This window comes from Gemella sp. 27098_8_155 (assembly GCF_041433725.1).
GTDB classification, from domain to species: Bacteria; Bacillota; Bacilli; order Staphylococcales; family Gemellaceae; genus Gemella; species Gemella haemolysans_D.
The window spans coordinates 94,452-112,848 of the sequence record NZ_JAPWCA010000004.1; the positions used below are offsets into that span (position 1 = coordinate 94,452).

The 18,397-nt window shown below is 33.5% G+C and carries 10 protein-coding genes and 1 pseudogene; 4 read left to right on the plus strand and 7 right to left on the minus strand.

Annotated features, from left to right (window positions below):
- Nucleotides 1–7 precede the first annotated feature (7 nt).
- Both glpK and O5Y44_RS03110 read left to right on the plus strand, forming a co-directional pair.
- Complete coding sequence (gene glpK / locus O5Y44_RS03105) at nucleotides 8–1,510, plus strand: glycerol kinase GlpK (RefSeq protein WP_271966246.1); 1,503 nt, start codon at nucleotides 8–10, stop codon at nucleotides 1,508–1,510.
- 74 nt (nucleotides 1,511–1,584) lie between these two features.
- Nucleotides 1,585–1,755, plus strand: a pseudogene (locus O5Y44_RS03110) (winged helix-turn-helix transcriptional regulator); the annotation flags it as partial.
- Between the two features lie 45 nt (nucleotides 1,756–1,800).
- Here the strand turns inward: O5Y44_RS03110 and O5Y44_RS03115 are convergent.
- Together O5Y44_RS03115 and O5Y44_RS03120 are read right to left on the minus strand one after the other, a co-directional pair.
- Nucleotides 1,801–3,426, minus strand: a complete 1,626-nt coding sequence (locus O5Y44_RS03115) for a malolactic enzyme (protein WP_271966247.1) — start codon at nucleotides 3,424–3,426, stop codon at nucleotides 1,801–1,803.
- Between the two features lie 416 nt (nucleotides 3,427–3,842).
- A complete protein-coding gene (locus tag O5Y44_RS03120; protein ID WP_271966248.1) occupies nucleotides 3,843–4,346 on the minus strand; it encodes a hypothetical protein in 504 nt (167 codons plus the stop codon).
- 381 nt (nucleotides 4,347–4,727) lie between these two features.
- Between O5Y44_RS03120 and O5Y44_RS03125 the strand changes: the two genes are divergently transcribed.
- Nucleotides 4,728–5,567 (plus strand): SIALI-17 repeat-containing surface protein, encoded by an 840-nt coding sequence (locus O5Y44_RS03125; protein WP_271966249.1) that lies wholly within the window; start codon nucleotides 4,728–4,730, stop codon nucleotides 5,565–5,567.
- Between the two features lie 94 nt (nucleotides 5,568–5,661).
- On the opposite strand, the gene O5Y44_RS03130 is transcribed toward O5Y44_RS03125, so the two are convergent.
- Nucleotides 5,662–6,411 carry a protein-ADP-ribose hydrolase gene (locus O5Y44_RS03130; RefSeq protein WP_271966250.1) on the minus strand — a complete coding sequence of 250 codons (750 nt, stop codon included), beginning with the start codon at nucleotides 6,409–6,411 and terminating at the stop codon, nucleotides 5,662–5,664.
- A 221-nt stretch (nucleotides 6,412–6,632) separates the two neighbouring features.
- Nucleotides 6,633–12,017, minus strand: coding sequence for a S8 family serine peptidase (locus O5Y44_RS03135; RefSeq protein ID WP_271987271.1), 5,385 nt, complete (start codon nucleotides 12,015–12,017; stop codon nucleotides 6,633–6,635).
- Between the two features lie 276 nt (nucleotides 12,018–12,293).
- Here O5Y44_RS03135 and O5Y44_RS03140 point away from each other — a divergent pair, with 276 nt between their 5' ends.
- Complete coding sequence (locus O5Y44_RS03140; RefSeq protein WP_371465513.1) at nucleotides 12,294–14,525, plus strand: HAD-IC family P-type ATPase; 2,232 nt, start codon at nucleotides 12,294–12,296, stop codon at nucleotides 14,523–14,525.
- Between the two features lie 71 nt (nucleotides 14,526–14,596).
- On the opposite strand, the gene O5Y44_RS03145 is transcribed toward O5Y44_RS03140, so the two are convergent.
- The 3 genes from O5Y44_RS03145 to hpt all read right to left on the minus strand — a co-directional run bounded on the left by O5Y44_RS03145 (nucleotide 14,597) and on the right by hpt (nucleotide 18,397).
- On the minus strand, nucleotides 14,597–15,565 hold the full coding sequence (locus O5Y44_RS03145; RefSeq protein ID WP_271966253.1) for a Fic family protein: 969 nt from the start codon (nucleotides 15,563–15,565) through the stop codon (nucleotides 14,597–14,599).
- A gap of 179 nt (nucleotides 15,566–15,744) precedes the next feature.
- On the minus strand, nucleotides 15,745–17,751 hold the full coding sequence (gene ftsH, locus O5Y44_RS03150) for an ATP-dependent zinc metalloprotease FtsH (RefSeq protein WP_271966254.1): 2,007 nt from the start codon (nucleotides 17,749–17,751) through the stop codon (nucleotides 15,745–15,747).
- Nucleotides 17,752–17,851: 100 nt separating this feature from the next.
- Entirely contained in the window at nucleotides 17,852–18,397 is a 546-nt protein-coding gene (gene hpt, locus O5Y44_RS03155; RefSeq protein WP_271966255.1) for a hypoxanthine phosphoribosyltransferase, read from the minus strand.

Here is an 18,397-nt window from a genome sequence, read left to right on the forward strand (position 1 = left end):
GTGGAGTATGAAAAAATACATAATGGCAATAGATCAAGGTACTACTAGTTCTAGAGCGATAATTTTTAATAAGAAAGCAGAAATAATAGCGAGTAGTCAAAAAGAGTTTCCTCAGATTTTCCCTCAATCTGGATGGGTTGAACATGATGCTAATGCAATTTGGAACTCTGTTCAATCAGTAATCGCAGAAGTATTTATCGAAAGTGGAATAAAACCGAATCAAATTGACAGTATCGGTATTACAAATCAACGCGAAACAACTGTAATTTGGGATAAAAATACTGGGTTACCTATTTATAATGCAATTGTTTGGCAAAGTAGACAAAGTGCTGATATAGCAAGTAAGCTTGTTAACGATGGTTATAAAGACATGATACATCAAAAGACTGGATTAGTAGTTGATGCATATTTCTCAGCTACTAAGATACGTTGGATTTTAGATAATGTTCCTGGAGCTCAACAACGAGCTGAAAATGGCGAACTACTGTTTGGAACTATCGATACATGGCTAGTTTGGAAACTTACAGGTGGGAAAACTCACGTTACCGACTATACAAACGCAGCTAGAACGATGTTATTTAATATCAAAGATTTAACTTGGGATAAAGAAATTTTAGAAATTCTTAATATACCCGAATCTCTATTACCTGAAGTAAAATCTAACTCAGAAGTATACGGAAAAACCATAGACTATCATTTCTACGGTGGGGAAGTTACGATTAGCGGGCTTGCCGGAGACCAACAAGCTGCTCTTTTCGGACAACTTGCCTTTGATAAAGGAATGATAAAAAATACATACGGTACAGGATCATTCATTATTATGAATACTGGAGAAAATATGGAACTTTCTAAAAATAACCTGCTAACAACTATTGGTTTTGGAATAAATGGTAAAGTTTATTACGCTTTAGAAGGATCTATTTTTATTGCAGGAAGTGCTATTCAATGGCTACGAGATGGTTTACGTTTAATTAAAAAATCATCTGAAACAGAATCATTAGCATACAATTCTAAAAATAACAACGAAGTATACCTAGTGCCAGCTTTCACAGGATTAGGCGCTCCTTATTGGAATCCAAATGCTCGTGGAACTATTTTTGGTCTAACACGTGCTACTTCAAAAGAAGATCTAGTTAAAGCTACGTTACAATCTATCGCTTATCAAGTACGCGATATTATCGATACTATGAAAATTGATGCGAATGTAGAAATACCCCTTCTTAAAGTTGATGGAGGAGCTGCTAACAACGATTACTTGTTAGAATTCCAAGCTAATATACTAGGTGTTAAGGTAGCTCGTGCAGAAAATCTCGAAACAACGGCATTAGGTGCTGCATTTTTAGCAGGTCTTGCTACTGGTTACTGGAAAAACTTAGATGAACTAAAAAACCTAAATACAGCAGGGAAACTATTCATTCCTACTATGGAAAAAGAAGAACGAGAAAAACTATATAAAGGTTGGAAACGCGCAGTAAGAGCTACACAGATTTTTGCGGATGGACGATACTAATTTTAAGAGATTTATTTACCAGTACTAAACGTTTTGGAAAATAAAAAAAATCACTTAATTGAGTCAGCCAAAAAGTATTAACTGCTAACCTTTACTCGTTAGAGGAGAAAGGAATTATAGAAAGAGAAGTGCCCCCAGAAGTGCCACCTCGCGTCGAATACAGATTTACAGATTTAGGGAAAACTCTAGACCCCATTATTAAGAGTATGCATGACTGGGGAGAATTTTACAAATCTATATTTTAAAAAGAAGTATCTTTACTCATAATGAGTTAAGATACTTCTTTTTAATTATTTATACTTTGGAATCCATTTAAAATCTCGAACCGCTTTCGCCATATCTTTTTCTTGAGCACGAGCCAATCCTTGTTCTTGTGCTTTTTTAGCGACCGCTTCTGCTACTTTAATAGAAACATCTGCAACATATTTGAACGGAGGCAACACTGGAGCTCCAGGTTTAGTAATATCTGTAATTCCACTTAATGAGTGTGCCGCTGCACCAATCATTTCATCTGTTAAAAGGCTAGCTTCTGATGCCAACACTCCAAGCCCTAACCCTGGATATATAAGGGCATTGTTAGCTTGACCAATAATGTACTCTACACCTTTATACATAACATTATCAGAAGGAATACCTGTTGCTACAAACGCTTTACCATCAGACCAAACAATCAAATCTTCTGCTGATGCTTCTGCTAATTTAGTAGGATTTGATAACGGAAATATACATGGACGCTCAGTATTTTGACACATAGCTTCGACTACCTCCTTAGTAAAAGTATTCGGCTGTGTCGAAGTTCCTACTAGAATAGTTGGTTTAACAGTTTTAACAACTTCTAATAAATCTGTTAATTTATCAGCATTTGGAAAATTAGCACGGTTTTTAGCAAACGGTTTTTGTTCAGGAGTTAAATCATCCATATCATCGAAGAGAAGCCCTTGTTTATCTACCATAAAGAAACGTTCATATGCTTCTTCTTCAGATAACCCTTGACTTACCATCTCACATAGCACACGTGATGCAATTCCTGCACCTGCGGTTCCCCCACCATAACAAAGATATACTTGGTCAACTAATTTTTCACCTGTAATATCCATAGCTCCAAAAATACCTCCTAGAGTTACGATACCTGTCCCTTGAATATCATCATTAAATGTTGGGATGTTTTTTCGATATTTTTCCAGTATATTCGCCGCATTCATTCGTCCAAAGTCTTCCCAATGTAAATAAAGTTTAGGGAATAAACGTTCAGCAGTTTGGACGAATTGGTCAATAAACTCATAATATCGCTCTCCTCGTACACGTTCATGACGATTACCTAGATAATTCGGATTATTACGTAATTCCTCACGATTTGTTCCTGCATCAATAACTAACGGAAGAACCATAGAAGGATCAATTCCTGCCGCTCCTGTGTAGACCATAAGTTTACCTACAGAAATATCTACTCCATTAACACCCCAATCTCCTATCCCCAATATACCTTCTGCATCAGTAACTACTATTAGACGTATATCACGGTTATCTGCTGCATTTTTAAGGGTTTCTTCTATATTTTCAGGATGATTAATATCTAGATATCCTGCATATTGTGGCTCAACAAAAAGATCGCTATAACCCTCGATAGTATCTGCAATTGTTGGGTCATACACAATTGGATTGAACTCTTCTAAGTGTTGAGAAAATAAATAATAGAAAAGCGTGCGATTTGTATTAAAAATCTCCATCAAAAATAGACGTTTTTCTAAATCGTTTACTTTTGTTTGCATTTGCGCATAGGTTTGTGCCACTTGTTCTTCAATAGTTTGAATATAAGGGGGCAATAACCCAATAAGGTCTAGTTCCTTTCGCTCCTCCTGTGTAAAGGCAGTTCCTTTATTAAGGAACGGATCATTTAAAATGCTATGTCTTTTCATTGGAAAATCCTCCATTATCTTTAAATTATTATATTACACCCTTATGTAAATTGATATTATAACTATACTCCCATTTATTAAAAATTAATTAAAAGAATTACAAATCTCCTAAACTAAAATATACAAAATAGATAATAATTCTCACTCCTCTTTTATTTATATATAGTAAGAAGCATCTTTACTCATAATGAGTGGGTCCTGCACCCAAAAAATTGGACAAAATATTAAGTTATTTTTGTTTAGTGTTTTAAACTTTAAAGTCAGTAAATTTTATTACTTTTAGTGACTTTCATTCCTTACAGTTATTTTAAATTTTTCAAACTATTTAGTCAAGAATTTTTTAAAATATGATGAATGAGATAAGCCTAAAATTTCTAATGGTATATTTAATTTATATGTTTTCTTTAATTCTTCTACTATTTTTGTTTTCTCTTCGTTTGAGATTGTTTTAACCTTATCTCCCTCAACTTTTTTAAAACTGCATTTTCTACACGTAAGTACTCAAGTTCCTTCTCTAATTGTTCAACTTTTGATAATTCTTTATTTTCAATATTTTTATTATTTTTCTTCATCTTACTAGGTCTTCCTTTCGGTTTCTCTAGTATAGTATACCCGTTTTCTTTAAACTTTAAAATCCAATTACATAGTAAACCATGATTTGGTAATGCGTACTTTAATGAAGTAGCGTGTATAGAATTTCCAAATATTAACACTTCATTGATTATATCTAGTTTTAATCGTGGTGGATAATATGTATTTTTCTCTTTAATCAGTATTAGCTCACCATGTAAATCAGCTAATCTAATTATGTAGTTCACATTACTAAGATTTATTTTAAACTTTTTAGATAGTTCTTTGTTTGAGTACCCTTCTTTCTTAAGTCTATACATTTCTATCTTATTTTCATCTGTTAATTTCATAATAAATATCCCCAAAATTTGGATAAATTTTGGGGACTATTACCTATTCTATTATACTTTTTTCTTATTCTATTCATGTCTTATTTCTTAATAACCTTTCGACTAACTATCTAATTCTAGTTAGTTTATTTTAATTATTCCCTTCCTTCACTACTTTTACAATATCTATTACGCTTACTATTATATCATATTTTTTATACATAAAAAAAGACACGTACTAGTAAGTTTTATCTAACATATTTCACTATTTATATAAGTAGTATAGCCAATTTCTTGAATTCAAATTTTTACAGTGATATAATTAAAGATAGGAGTGAAAACGTTCGCTTCTAGATTGTTAAACTATTTTAAAGTTACAATTATATAGATAGAGGTGGTTTTATGAAGATAAATAATTTTACAAAATGCACATTGGCAATTGCATTAGGTTTTGGCCTTAACTCTCTTACTGTAGTAGAGGCAGCAGATAACACTACAGGAACTACGAGCGAAACTATAAACAAAAGTTTCATCGAACAGTTCCCATTTGCTGAAAAATTCACTGATAAAGATGGAATTACAGCAGTAAGAATGAAGAGTCCCGACGTACCTTTAGTTAACAAAGAAAAGGGGTATTCTAAAGAAATTGTTAGGGTCATCAACTACAAACAAGGAGCAGCTGGGACTGTAATTAACAGAATTTATCAATATGTTAGATTCTACGGCGCACCTGTACACGAGGTTCCAAAAGACTCTCCAGTTAATGATGTACCAGAATACAATGGTGGTGCTAAGCCTATTGATCCTCCGGTATTGGAAAAACCAGAGTTTGAGTTTGGATACAAACTTATAGATCCTCCAGTATTAGAAAAGCCTGAATTTAATGGTGGAGTCAATCCTATTGATCCTCCAGTATTGGACAAACCAAAATTAGAGGTTCCTAATACTCCTGACATCCCTAAAGAATCTACTCCGGAAAAACCAAACACTCCTGAGATTCCTAAGGAGCCAACTCCGGAAAAACCAAACACTCCAGAGGCTCCCAAAGAATCTACTCCAGAAAAACCAAAATTAGATAAACCTACTAACCCAACTAAACTAAATCCAAAAGAAAACAAGTCACCAGACAATAAAAAAATTCTACCAAATACTGGTATAGAATCAAGCTCAACTGTGGCTACTATTGGAACTATAATTTTATCAATTATTGGCCTTTCAATATTTAAACGTAGAAATAATTAAACATTCTTTTATTATAAAACAAACAAAAGAAGATTATAGAACAGCAACATCAATTTGATGAATTACAATCCTATAATCTTCTTTTTATTATCCCTTAACCTAATATGTTTTCATAAAATTTTTTATCTAAATCTTTAAATACATTGAATACTACTTTTAAATTAACATTAGGGTTTTCTATAAAGAATTTCCTAACTTCAACTACCGCTATTTCAGCTGCAAGATCATTCGGGAATCTAAATTCTCCCGTACTTATACAACAAAAAGCAATGCTCTTAAGATTATTCTCTAAAGCTAATTTTAAAGAATTTCTATAACATGATGCGAGAAGTTCCTTATCGTCATCTTCAACAACACGATATATTATCGGCCCAACAGTATGAATAACATGTTTAGCCGGTAGGTTATATCCCGCTGTTATCTTCGCTTGTCCCGTTTTCTCAAAACTTCCTTGCTCTTTTATTATTTCATCGCATTCTTTTCTGAGTTGTAATCCTGCTTGCGAGTGTATAGCATTGTCGATACATCTATGTAGCGGAATTAAACATCCTAATAAAGCTTTGTTTGCCGCATTGACTATAGCATCTACTTCCAATGTAGTAATATCACCTTGCCATAAGTAAATATTTTCTTCAATCTCAGTTAATTCTTCTAGCTTTGTTATTCCTTTAACTTTTAGAACTCCTTGCAAGTACTCATCTTGAACTTCGTAGAATTCACTCGGTAGCTCCGACACTTTCCATGTGTTCATCAGTGTTCTAAATAAATCTTTCTTTTCTTTTTCCGTTTCTGGTATTTCTATTTCTGAATTTAGTGTTTTTATTAAAAAATCTAGTTTTTCCATGTTCTAAATGCTTCCTCCATGTCACTTGTTTTTATTATATACCCTACCCAGATACGTGTCTATTATAAAGTCACACTATAATTTTTTATAGACTTAGTAGGTAACTCTAAATTTTAAAAATGTTATATGAGAACTCATTTACACAGTGATTTATTGATATAAAAATTCGACTTCAGAAGCCAGGGTTTAAATCCTAACTTATGAAGTCGATATATTTTATTTTATTTTTGTTTACGACGTTTTACATAAACAGTTAATCCTACTAAGGCTAGAACTGCTATTCCAGCGTAAGCTGTCGCATTATTATCTAATCCTGTTTTTGCTAATAGTGAATTAGATTTTGAAACTTTTCCGAAATCTTCATCTACATTAAATGTATTTTCCTTCTTAGCTTCTTTTCCAACAAAACCACCTAGAATATCTTTTATTGATTTTTTATAGACTTTTTTCTCAGCTTCTTTTAATGCTTCTAATGCTTTATCTACTTCTTCTTGAGTAGAAGTTGCTGAAGCCAATAGTTCTTGTGCTTTTTGAACTGCATCTAAATAAGCTTTCTTATCTTCTGAACTTGCACTTTCAAAACTATCTTTCTCTTTAACCTCTGCTAAATGACTTAATTGTTCATTTAATTTTTTCTTATCTACTTTTGGTGTTTCAGGTTGAGGTTTGTTGCCTTCTTCTTTCTTAGGTTCCTCAGCTGTTGGTTTCGGCTCCTCTTTCTTAGGTTCTTCAGTTGCTGGTTTTGGCTCCTCTTTCTTCGGTGTTTCAGCCGCTGGTTTTGATTCTTCTTTCTTAGGTTCTCCAACCACTGGTCTTGGCTCTTCTTTTTTCGGAGTTTCAACTGCTGGTTTTGATTCTTCTTTCTTAGGTTCTCCAACCACTGGTCTTGGCTCTTCTTTTTTCGGCGTTTCAACTGCTGGTTTTGGATCTTCTTTCTTCGGTGTTTCAGTCGCTGGTCTTGGATCTTCTTTTTTCGGAACTTCTACTTCTTTACCGTCAAGAGTATTTTCAGCTTGTTGTAATTTTTCTAACACTGCTGTAACTTCTTCTACAGTTGCATCTTTGTTATCAAGAACTGCTGTCGCTTCTTTTATAGCATTTACAAAGTTATCTTTTTTCTCTTGTCCTGCATTTTTGAATTTAACCTCAGTTTGAAGTTTTTCAGTTTCTTTTAATTTTTCGATTAATTTAGCTTTATCTACTTCTTTTTTCACTTCTGGTTGTTGTGAATTAGCTAATGTTACTTTAGCTTCATTTAGACTCGCTACTGCACTGTTTACTTCCTCTTGAGTTGCATTTTCGTTTTCAAAAACTTTCTTAGCTGCCTCTAATGCTTTATTATATGCATCTTTAGCTTCGATAGTTGCATTTTTGTATTCCTTAGTTTCATCTAACGCTTTATCCGCTTCTATTGCTTTTTGAAGCTCTGCTTTATTCACTTCCGCTTTTTTCTCAACTGGAGCATTTTTTGGAGTCAATGCTACGAAGTTACTGAAGCTATCAGTAGTAAATGTAAGCTTACCATCAGCATAATTAACACTGCTTACAGCTGTTAATTTCCCATCTTTTTCATGGAAGAAGCGCTCTGGAGCTTTCGCTAAATCTAAAGTTACCGCTCTATCACCAGGAACTTTAACTTCTTTTCCTGTTGCATCTACAATATGAATGTTAAAGTATTCAACATCATATTTTCTTAAGTCTACATTACCTTCTGTTAATTGTTTTTGAATATTTGCTTTCTCTTCTGCAGTTGGTTCTGTTACAACAAGTTTGTAATTATTATAAAGTTTTTTCTCAGTGAAATCTACTGTACCTTGTGCTTTAGAGTTCTCAGTAGTCCCTACACTTACTACTTTTTCTGCAACATTCAGAACAACTTGCTTTTTGTTATGCCCATCTTTTACTACTAATTCAAAATTGTTTTCTGCTGGAGTATATCCTTCAGGTGTCACTATTTGAATTGTGTATGTTCCATTTTCTAAGTTTTTCTGGAAGGCATTTTTTCCATATAAACTTTTTGGAAGTAATACTTTAGTGCCATCTTGAGCTACTGCATAAACTTTTGTTCCTTCTGGAACTTGTTTGTCGAAACTGATTTCTGTAGCATTTCTGCTAATTTCATCTACCCTGAATTCAACCTCTTTTGTTGGTTTATCTTTTGTTATTTCGAAGTCAACTTTTGATGGTGTAAGTAGTTTGTACTCTCCATCTACCATTACTACTTCAACAGTATATTTACCGAATGGTAATGCTTGGTATGTACGTTTATTTCTAGAGAAGTCTTCCCCTACAATTTCACCTTTTTCATTAGTGATCTTGTAACGCAAGCGACGTGAATTGTTTCCAGTTCCATCACCTTTCTTAACTTCTACTTCTAGGCTTCCTTTACCATTACCTTCAACATTTGATAAATTAATACTATCCTTGTTATCTGCAAAGTCTTTAACTTCAAAAGTAAGATCTTTTAATTCTACACCTTCTGGAATTGTATAACTTCCATCTTCATTTGCTGCAATAGTATTTTTACCATAGCTTAATTTTTTGTAGAATATTCCACTTCCATCTTCTAGTACTGGATATGGTGTGAATTTACGAGTTACTTCGTCATAGTAACCACCGTTAGCACCTGTGATTTTCGGAGCTTTTCTATCGATTACTACATTGAATGTTGTCTCTTGCATATCTGCACCACTTACTGCTGCGCTATAAGAAACTACATATTGATATTCTCCATCCGGAAGAGGGTTACCGTTATTGTCAACACCTTTCCAGTTTGTCATAGTTAATGATGTGTATTTTTTACTTGTGTTGTTGTAAAAGTTTTTATTACCAGAACCATTTCCATTTTGGTAAAGTGGGTTTTTACGTTCTACATCATCCTTAGCATATACTGAAAGTTTTAAGTTTTCGAAGTTACGATAGAATACCCCTCTCATTCCTATTTCATCATAATTCTCATCACCATTTGGTGAAAAGAAAATTTTATCAGTAAAGAATCTTTCACCAGTAACAGGATTTACATATGCTCCTGCTAGTGTTCTCTTATCTTTTTTATCTTCTTTATAAGTTGTTAACATTCCTGTGAAGTTCATTTCTGTTAATGAATCCCAGTTATTAGGGTTTGAAGTATAACCGTACTCATATGTTGGTTTTTCTCCATTTTTCATAGAATAAATTGGTTTTTCTAGTACAGGTAGATTTTGGAACTGACCTTTAAATCCTACAAATGGAATATTAGCTTTTAATGCACTTTCTTCATCATAGAAAGTTACAAACCCTTCTAGATAATATCCATTAGTGAATACTTTTTCTAGTTCTTCTTTGAAACTTGCAGCATCAACAGTAATTTCTACTTCTTTTTCACCTTTTGCTGGAACTTCTACAGTAGCCCAATCAGTTGTCAACAACTTCTTAGGAGTCATTGTAAGTTTACCATTCCAATCTACTCCAGCATCTTCACCATAATAATTATCTGTAGTAAGGTGAGCTGCATATTGTAAGTTTTGAGCTTTATCTGATAGATTATGTAATACTAATTTAAAAGTAAATTTATCTCCAACATTTCCTAGAGAAACACTTCCGTAGTTGTTTTCTCCAGTCACATAAAGATCTCCATATGCTGCTTTATTCGCATCTATTAAACCTGCACCTTGAAGACGTGGCGATCTATATGCTGTTGTGTAACCATCAGAGTATACCTGAGGATTTGCTGTACTCATGATTAATCTCTTCGCTAATCCTTGAATTTCTTCTGCACTTAAGTTCGGGAATCTTTCTGATAATACTTGTTTCACAAGAGTTATAGCTCCCGCAACGTGTGGTGAAGCCATACTTGTTCCACTATCTAGACCATATCTTCCATCATTATAAGATGATAGTATATCTCCTCCTGGTGCTGTTACGTCAGGTTTTAAGTATCCATCAACACTCATTCCCCAACCAGTAGATTCATCAAATTCACCTTTTTTAGGATTATCTTGTTTATCCCATGTTCCATTGAATGTTATTTTATATTCTCCTTCATGAGTAGAAAGTTCATTACCAAATTTATAGTATGTTGTTACTACAGGGAAATCTTTATCCTGACCATTTAACGTTAAGTTGTAGATTGTGTCTCCTTCATTGAAGTAGATTACCGCTCCAGCTGCTCCGTACTGTTTAGCTAATTTAACTTTTTCTTCAAAGCTATTACCACCACGTTGAATAAGGGCGATTTTCCCAGTTAAATCTTTGTCAGCATAGTTTTCTGCTTTACCAACTCCAACATATACATAGTCATATGCTTTTTTCTCAAATTGTTTAGTATAACTAAAAATTGGCATTTTTCCATTATCAAAATCAGCATTATCTTTAAGCTGCTCGATATTCGCTATTTCTCTGTTAAGAACACTGTTGCTTATATTCGCTACAGAAATCGCATCTTCAGAAACCGATGGTCTTCCTACAGTTCCATAATCAGGATTAGCTGCACTTGGGTTTGTTTGTCCACTAGCAAAGAATGCATTATTCCCTGCCGCTGCGACTATATTAACCCCGGCTTTTTTCGCGACATCCATTGCACGAACTAGACCATCACCCACTTCTACAACTGAACCAGCTGGTGAACCTAAACTTAGATTTATAGTATCTGCACCTAATTTAATAGCATCTTCTATAGCTTTTGTATAAATATAAGACTCTGTTCCAGCATTTTTAGTATCTGAGAATACACGCATAAAAATTAACTGTGCTTCAGGTGCTATACCTGTTACGTAATCACCATTTGTGAATTTCTCCTTAGGATTACCTACTGCAGTCCCAGCAACGTGCATCCCATGTGATTTATATGCACTTTGTTTAATATCATTATTCCAGTCGTTATAGTTAAATGCAAATGGTAATTTTTCACTATACCACTTACCGTAGTCTATACCCGCTTCTTTTTTTATTTTTTCAATTTCATCTTTAGATTTGTATTTAGATTTTGAATTATCTGATAATCTAAGCACTGGATGATTAGGATCAAGTCCAGAATCTAATACAGCGACAACTTTTCCTTGTCCTCTGTATCCTTTATTCCAAAGAGGTTGTATATTAATAAGATTATAACTGTCTAAAGCTTTAGAAAAATCATTAGCTTCTGTGCTTTCTTTCTTCTCTTCTTTACTTGCTACATTTTCTGGTTTATTGTAGCTAACACTCATTTCAACAGTATCTACAAAGTCTAACTCTTGAATTTTTTTAGCATTCGAGAATGTAGTTTCTAAGGCAAAACCATTCATCAATGTATCGTACTCAAACAGTTTTTTATACTCGATACCTTTATCTTTAATATCTTTTAATGCCTTTTCTCTAGGTGCTTTTGTTGATTCTGTAACTTCTTTAATTCCTTCTTTGGTTTTTAACTTGTTAGGATCAACATCACCCTTTAACTTAACAATAACTTTTACCTTATCATCATTCTGGAACTTATGTTCTTCACTTTTTGAAACATTTGATAGCTCGTCTTTTTTTTCTTCTTGAGCTAGTGTTATCTTTGATGGTACTCCATAATTAAATGTACTGATATTTCCTAGTAGTAATGCTGCACTTAGCACACTTACTGCTGTTTTCTTAGCCAGCGTCATTTCTTCATCTCCTATCTTTTCAAGTATATTTAAAGTATATTTCTATATTTTAACATATAATTTCTGAAAATCAAAATTAATATTCAGATATACAAGTAAAATTAACTAATAGATATAATGTTTTTAATTATTCCTTATTATTTTTTAATAGACTCAATATCAGTTAACCACAGCTACCACTATATTTTTTAATACATCATCCTTTAATTTTCCAAACTGTACTAAAGTGTGATAAAATAGAAACTAATTAAAAAATATAGTTATGGCGGAGGTAGAATGAAATATTTAACTAGTGAAGAAGTAACTAAAGCGAAAAAAAATATTAGTGAAATAAAACCTTATAAAACTACTAAAGAGATTATCTTTTCTAATATTTTTACTTTTTTCAATGCTATGAACTTAGTCTTAGCAGCATTTATAGCCACGACACTTAGATTTGAAAATATGTTGTTTTTAGGTGTAATTACTATAAATACTGCAATTGGTATTTTTCAAGAAGTTCGTTCGAAAAATGCCCTTGAAAAGCTCAGTTTGCTAGGGAGAAGTAAATATCGAGTAAATCGTGATAATGAAATAATAAATATAGATTCTGAAGAAATCGTCCTTGGAGAATATTTACACTTAAATCTCGGTGATCAGATTCCTGTTGATGCTGAAATCATTGAGGGTAGTATAGAGGTCGATGAATCCCTGCTAACTGGTGAAAGTGACAATATCTTTAAAACTGCTGGTGATAAAGTAATGAGTGGTAGCAACGTAGTAAGTGGTAGTTGTTTAGTAAGAACTATTGCTGTTGGTGAAGATAGCTATATCAATAAGCTTGCTAAAAGCACTAAAGAGTTTAAGAAATATCCATCTAAACTTCGTGACTATATGGATAAAATCTTAAAAGTTATATCTATTCTATTAGTTCCTGTCGCAATTATGCTGTATATGCGTGGAGCTAGTCTGGGACGTGGTTATGTAGAAATAGTCTTGCGTAGTGCTGGAGCTTTAGTAGGTATGATTCCTGAAGGTTTAATCCTACTTGTCAGCGTTTCTCTTGCAGTTGCTGCGATGAAACTCGCTAAAAAGAAAATTCTAGTTCAGGAATTATACTGCGTGGAAACTCTTGCTAGAGTTGATGTTCTTTGTTTCGATAAAACAGGAACTATCACTACAGGTAATATGAATGTGGTAGAAATTAATGAAGAAGTTGCAGAAAAACTATCAAGCTATCTTGCATACTTCGATGATGAAAATGCGACATCTAGAGCTTTAAAAAATTATTTAACATGTGAAAAACAGTGGGATATAGAGGAATTAGGAGCCTTTTCTAGTAAAAATAAATATTCATTTATAAAGCTAAAAAATGGTAGAACATATTTCTTCGGGGCATATGAATTTTTAGGTTTCTCAGATAAAATGGATGAATATTACGAAAATCTAAAAAGAGAAGGTTATAGAATTTTATCATTAGCCTATACTGAAGACAGTACAAACGTCCCTACTAATATGAAACTTGTGGGACATGTAGTTCTATCGGATGAAATTAAAGAAAATACACAAGAAACATTCAAATACTTCGAGTCACAAGGTGTTGAAGTGAAAATAATCAGCGGAGATAACCATATAGCTGTTTACGGTGTAGCTAAGAAAGCTGGTTTCAAAGAAGATGCTAAGGCTATCGATATGACTAAAGTAACTGACGAGCATTTCGAAAAAACTGTTCTTGAGAATGATATTTTCGGACGTGTTACTCCTGAACAAAAACAAAGAATGGTGGCCGTATTACAAAAAGCCGGTAAGACTGTCGCTATGAGTGGTGACGGTGTTAACGATGTTCTTGCCTTGAAAAAGGCTGATATTAGTTTTGCTATGAATGGTGCTACCAGCGCTGCAAAAAGTGTATCAAATATCGTATTTTTAACAGATGACTTCGGAGTATTTTACGATATACTCATGGAAGGACGTCGTGTTATTAATAACATTCAAAAGGTAGCTTCTCTATTCCTAACAAAGACATTCTTCTCGATTGTCTTCTCAATACTTAGTGTAATCTTCGCCTTGGAGTTTGCATTTATACCGATTCAATTTACGATTATTTCAGCGATAACAATCGGTATTCCATCATTCTTCCTAACTTTTGAAGCGAATAAGGAAAAAGTAAGCAATAACTTCATGAAGGATATACTGACAAACGCTGCAATCGGGGGGGGTATTTTAGTAGCTACAGTACTACTGACAAACTTTGCCATCACAGATAATTCACAAGCAAAATTCATCTGTTTCCTTCTTGCGTTAATAAATGGATTATGTATGGTTGCAAAAGTCAGCCTACCTCTTAACAAATATAAAGTTGCACTACTTTCTATGTTAAGTATCGCTGCAATTATAGGTGTGGGAGTTAATATATTTATCCTGAAAAATCACTTTACACCATTAGTATTTTCTCAAATAATTTATATAATTATACTTGCAATAGTAATCTCAACAGTCCACTTCTTTACGAGAAGAAAAATCAAATAAAAAATAGAAGATATCAGAGCATTAATAGAATCTAGCATCTATTTTCATACTTCTCTCTGATATCTTTTTATTTATTTTTTCAACGAATATCTTCTATCCTTATTTTCTCCATGAGATTCTAATAGCTCATACTCAACAAATTTCGAAATATATCTTCTAACAGTTGGCTTAGATTTTTCGATTAATTTACAAGCTATTGTCACAGTAATATATTTCTCATTTTTCAAGTATTCTTTTATTTTTTCAAAAACATCCTGTTCTGCTTTAGACAGTTCTTTTATCTTATCATCAGGTTCCTTATATGCTAGTAGCGTTTCTAATATGACACCTAACATAAATTCAATGAATATTGTTGAATTATTGTTTCTGTCTGCCTGCGCTAAAACCTTATAATATCGCTGTTGATTTTCATATATTATAGTTTCAATGGGAATCCAACTAAATAATGGATTCCAATTAGCTAAAATAACATTTTGCCATAACCTTCCCATTCTACCATTTCCATCTTCAAAAGGGTGAATCATCTCTATTTCATAGTGAAATACACAACTCTTTACAAGTTCTGGAGTATCATCTTTACGTCCCCAGTCAAATAATTCTCCCATTAGATGACCAATAAACTGGGGTCTTGCTCCTAGATGAACCATATTCCCCTGTTCATCAAAAATCCCTACATCTGAATTCCTATATTTTCCAGATTGTCCCACTATTTCTGTAGTTAATAATTTATGAGCGAGTAAAAAATCTTTCTCACTATATGGATTCAAGTTCAATATTTTTTCATATGCTTCATATGCATTTTTTACTTCTTTAATTTCCTTTGGATCTCCCAGAACTCTCTTTCCATCGATAATTGCTGTAATCTGTTCTATTGACAAACTATTATTCTCAATTGCTAAAGATGAGTGGATAGACTTGATTCTATTTTCTTTTCTTAGATGCAAATTTTTCTTTGTTTCTATTTCAAGATTACCTAATACTTTAGAAATCTCTATAAGGTAATTAAGAATTGTACTCGTAATGGTAAATGGTGGTTTCATAGCATTCTCCTATCAAGTTCTTTTTATTATTATATCATAAATAACAATTTATCGCTCATTTATCGCTCATTTATCGCTCATTTTTGAGTATGAGCATTCACTGAACGTTACTATAATAGTACTAAAAGAGTATAACAAAAACCCTAGACTTGGTTAGTTCCAAGTCTAGGGTTTCTTTATTATTCTTCGGCTGAAGATTTATCGTCGTTTGAGTCAGTTTTTTCTTTCTCTACTTCGGCCTCTTCTTGAGCTTTTTTCTCAGCTTCTTCTTTGGCTTTACGAGCTTGTTCTTCGTAATATTTCTTATTAACTACTTTATCTAGTTGTTCTGCTTCTCTTTCATCTAAGTCTTTTGGCATTTTTCCAAATTGGTAAAGAGCAACGATTTCTTTTCTATCGATTGTTTCAACTTCGATAAGAGTTTGTGCAATAAGTTCTAATTGTTCTCTGTGAGTCTCAATAATGTGAAGAACTTTTGAGTAACATTCGTTAATAATTTTACGAACTTCTTTATCGATTTCTTTCAGCATTTCTTCTGAGTAGTTACCGATACTTGAAAGTTGACGTCCACCATATGGATCGTGGAATGGAGCTTGCATTGGACCTACAGCTTCACTCATACCGTATTCTGTAACCATCGCACGAGCAATAGCTGTTACACGTTCGAAGTCGTTATGAGCTCCTGTAGATACTTCATTAAAGAAGATTTGCTCTGCAGCACGTCCACCAAGTAATCCACAGATTTTGTCGATTAAATCTGTACGAGTTTGGAAGTATTTTTCTTCTTCCGGAATCATTAAGTTATATCCACCAGCATCACCACGTGGGATAATAGTAACTTTTTGCACTTTATCAGCACTATCAAGTACCATACCTACGATTGCGTGACCTGCTTCGTGGTAAGCTACTAAACGTTTTTCTTTTGGAGTATATACTCTACTACGTTTAGCTGGACCACCAATTACTCTGTCCATAGCTTCATCTAGATCTTCTTTATCAATACTAGATTTGTTTTCACGAGCTGCTAATAATGCTGCTTCGTTAAGAATGTTAGCAAGGTCAGCACCAGAGAATCCTGGAGTTTTTTCTGCTAATGAACGAAGTTCAACACCTTTAGCAAGTGGTTTGTTTTTAGCATGCACTTTAAGAATAGCTTCACGACCTTTTACATCAGGTGTAGAAACTTTAATTTGTCTGTCGAAACGTCCTGGTCTTCTAAGGGCGTTATCTAATACGTCAGCACGGTTAGTAGCTGCAATTACGATAATACCTTTTTCACCATCGAATCCATCCATTTCAACAAGAAGTTGGTTAAGAGTTTGTTCACGTTCGTCATTTCCTCCACCTACTCCGCTTCCACGTTTACGTCCTACAGCATCAATCTCATCGATGAAAATGATACATGGCGCATTTTTTTCAGCTTCTTTGAATAGGTCACGAACACGACTTGCCCCTACCCCTACGAACATCTCAACGAAGTCAGATCCTGAGATTGAGAAGAATGGTACTTTCGCCTCACCAGCTACAGCACGAGCTAGTAAAGTTTTACCAGTCCCTGGAGGACCCTCAAGTAGGACACCTTTAGGGATTCTAGCACCCATCTTAGTGAATTTACGGTGATCTTTTAAGAACTCAACCATTTCTGCAAGTTCTTGTTTTTCTTCATCAGCTCCAGCTACATCTTTGAATGTAACTTTCGCTTCTCCGCCATCTATTTTTTTAGCTTTAGATTTTTGGAAGCTCATTACTTTGCCTCCACCGCCACCTTGCATTTGTGACATAAAGAAAACTAATAGTCCCATCATTAAGATAAATGGAATAATATTACCTAAGAATGATAAGATTGCTCCAGTTTTTTCAGCTGGTTTATATTCTACTACACTTAGCTTTCCATCTTTAGCTTTTTCATTAATTTGTTTTTGTACTTCAGAATCAGATGCTGCAACTACACTCTCGAAGTTCTTATTACCATCTGTGTAAGTACCTTTAACATTGTAGTTCTCATCTTTTCTTTGTAGACTTATTTCTTTAACTTTGTCATCTTTAATAGTCTGAACAAGTTTAGCATAGTCTATTTTTTCAGTTGTCCCAGGTAAGTCTTGTTGCCAATAAGCAAATAATCCAATCGCAATAACGATTAACGCAAGCATACCAAGGATAGGGTTTTGCCTTTTTTTATTATTCATATAGACAATCCTCCTCCTATCATTTTTCTAAACATAATTTATTTTACCATATGTAACTAAAGTTTGACTAATATTTTGACCTTTTTTGATTAAAATATTATTATGAGTAAATTTCTTCTTTTAGAACACCGATATAAGGTAAGTTTCTATATCTCTCATCATAGTCTAAACCAAACCCTACTAGGAATTCATTTGGTGAAACTATTCCGATGTAGTCAGCTTCAACATCAACTACACGAGTTTCAGGTTTATCTACTAGTGAAGCACATGCTACAGAAGCAACATTTCTTCCTTTTAGGTTTTCAATAAGAGCTTTAAGAGTTCTTCCTGTATCTACGATGTCTTCAACGATAATTACGTGACGACCTTCGATATCCATTCCACAATCTTTTTTGATTTTAATTACACCTGAAGATTCAGTTCCTCCGTGATAACTAGACACATCCATGAAGTCAGTAACTATATGAATATCAATATGCTTCATAAGTTCTGCCATAAAAGGTAATGCACCTTTTAATGTACAAATTAGAACAGGAGATTTATCTTTATAATCCTCTTCAATTTGTTTAGCGATTCTTTTACTAGCAACTACGATTTCCTCGTGTGTAAATAGAACTTTCTCGATATCTTTTAATAAATTTTCCAC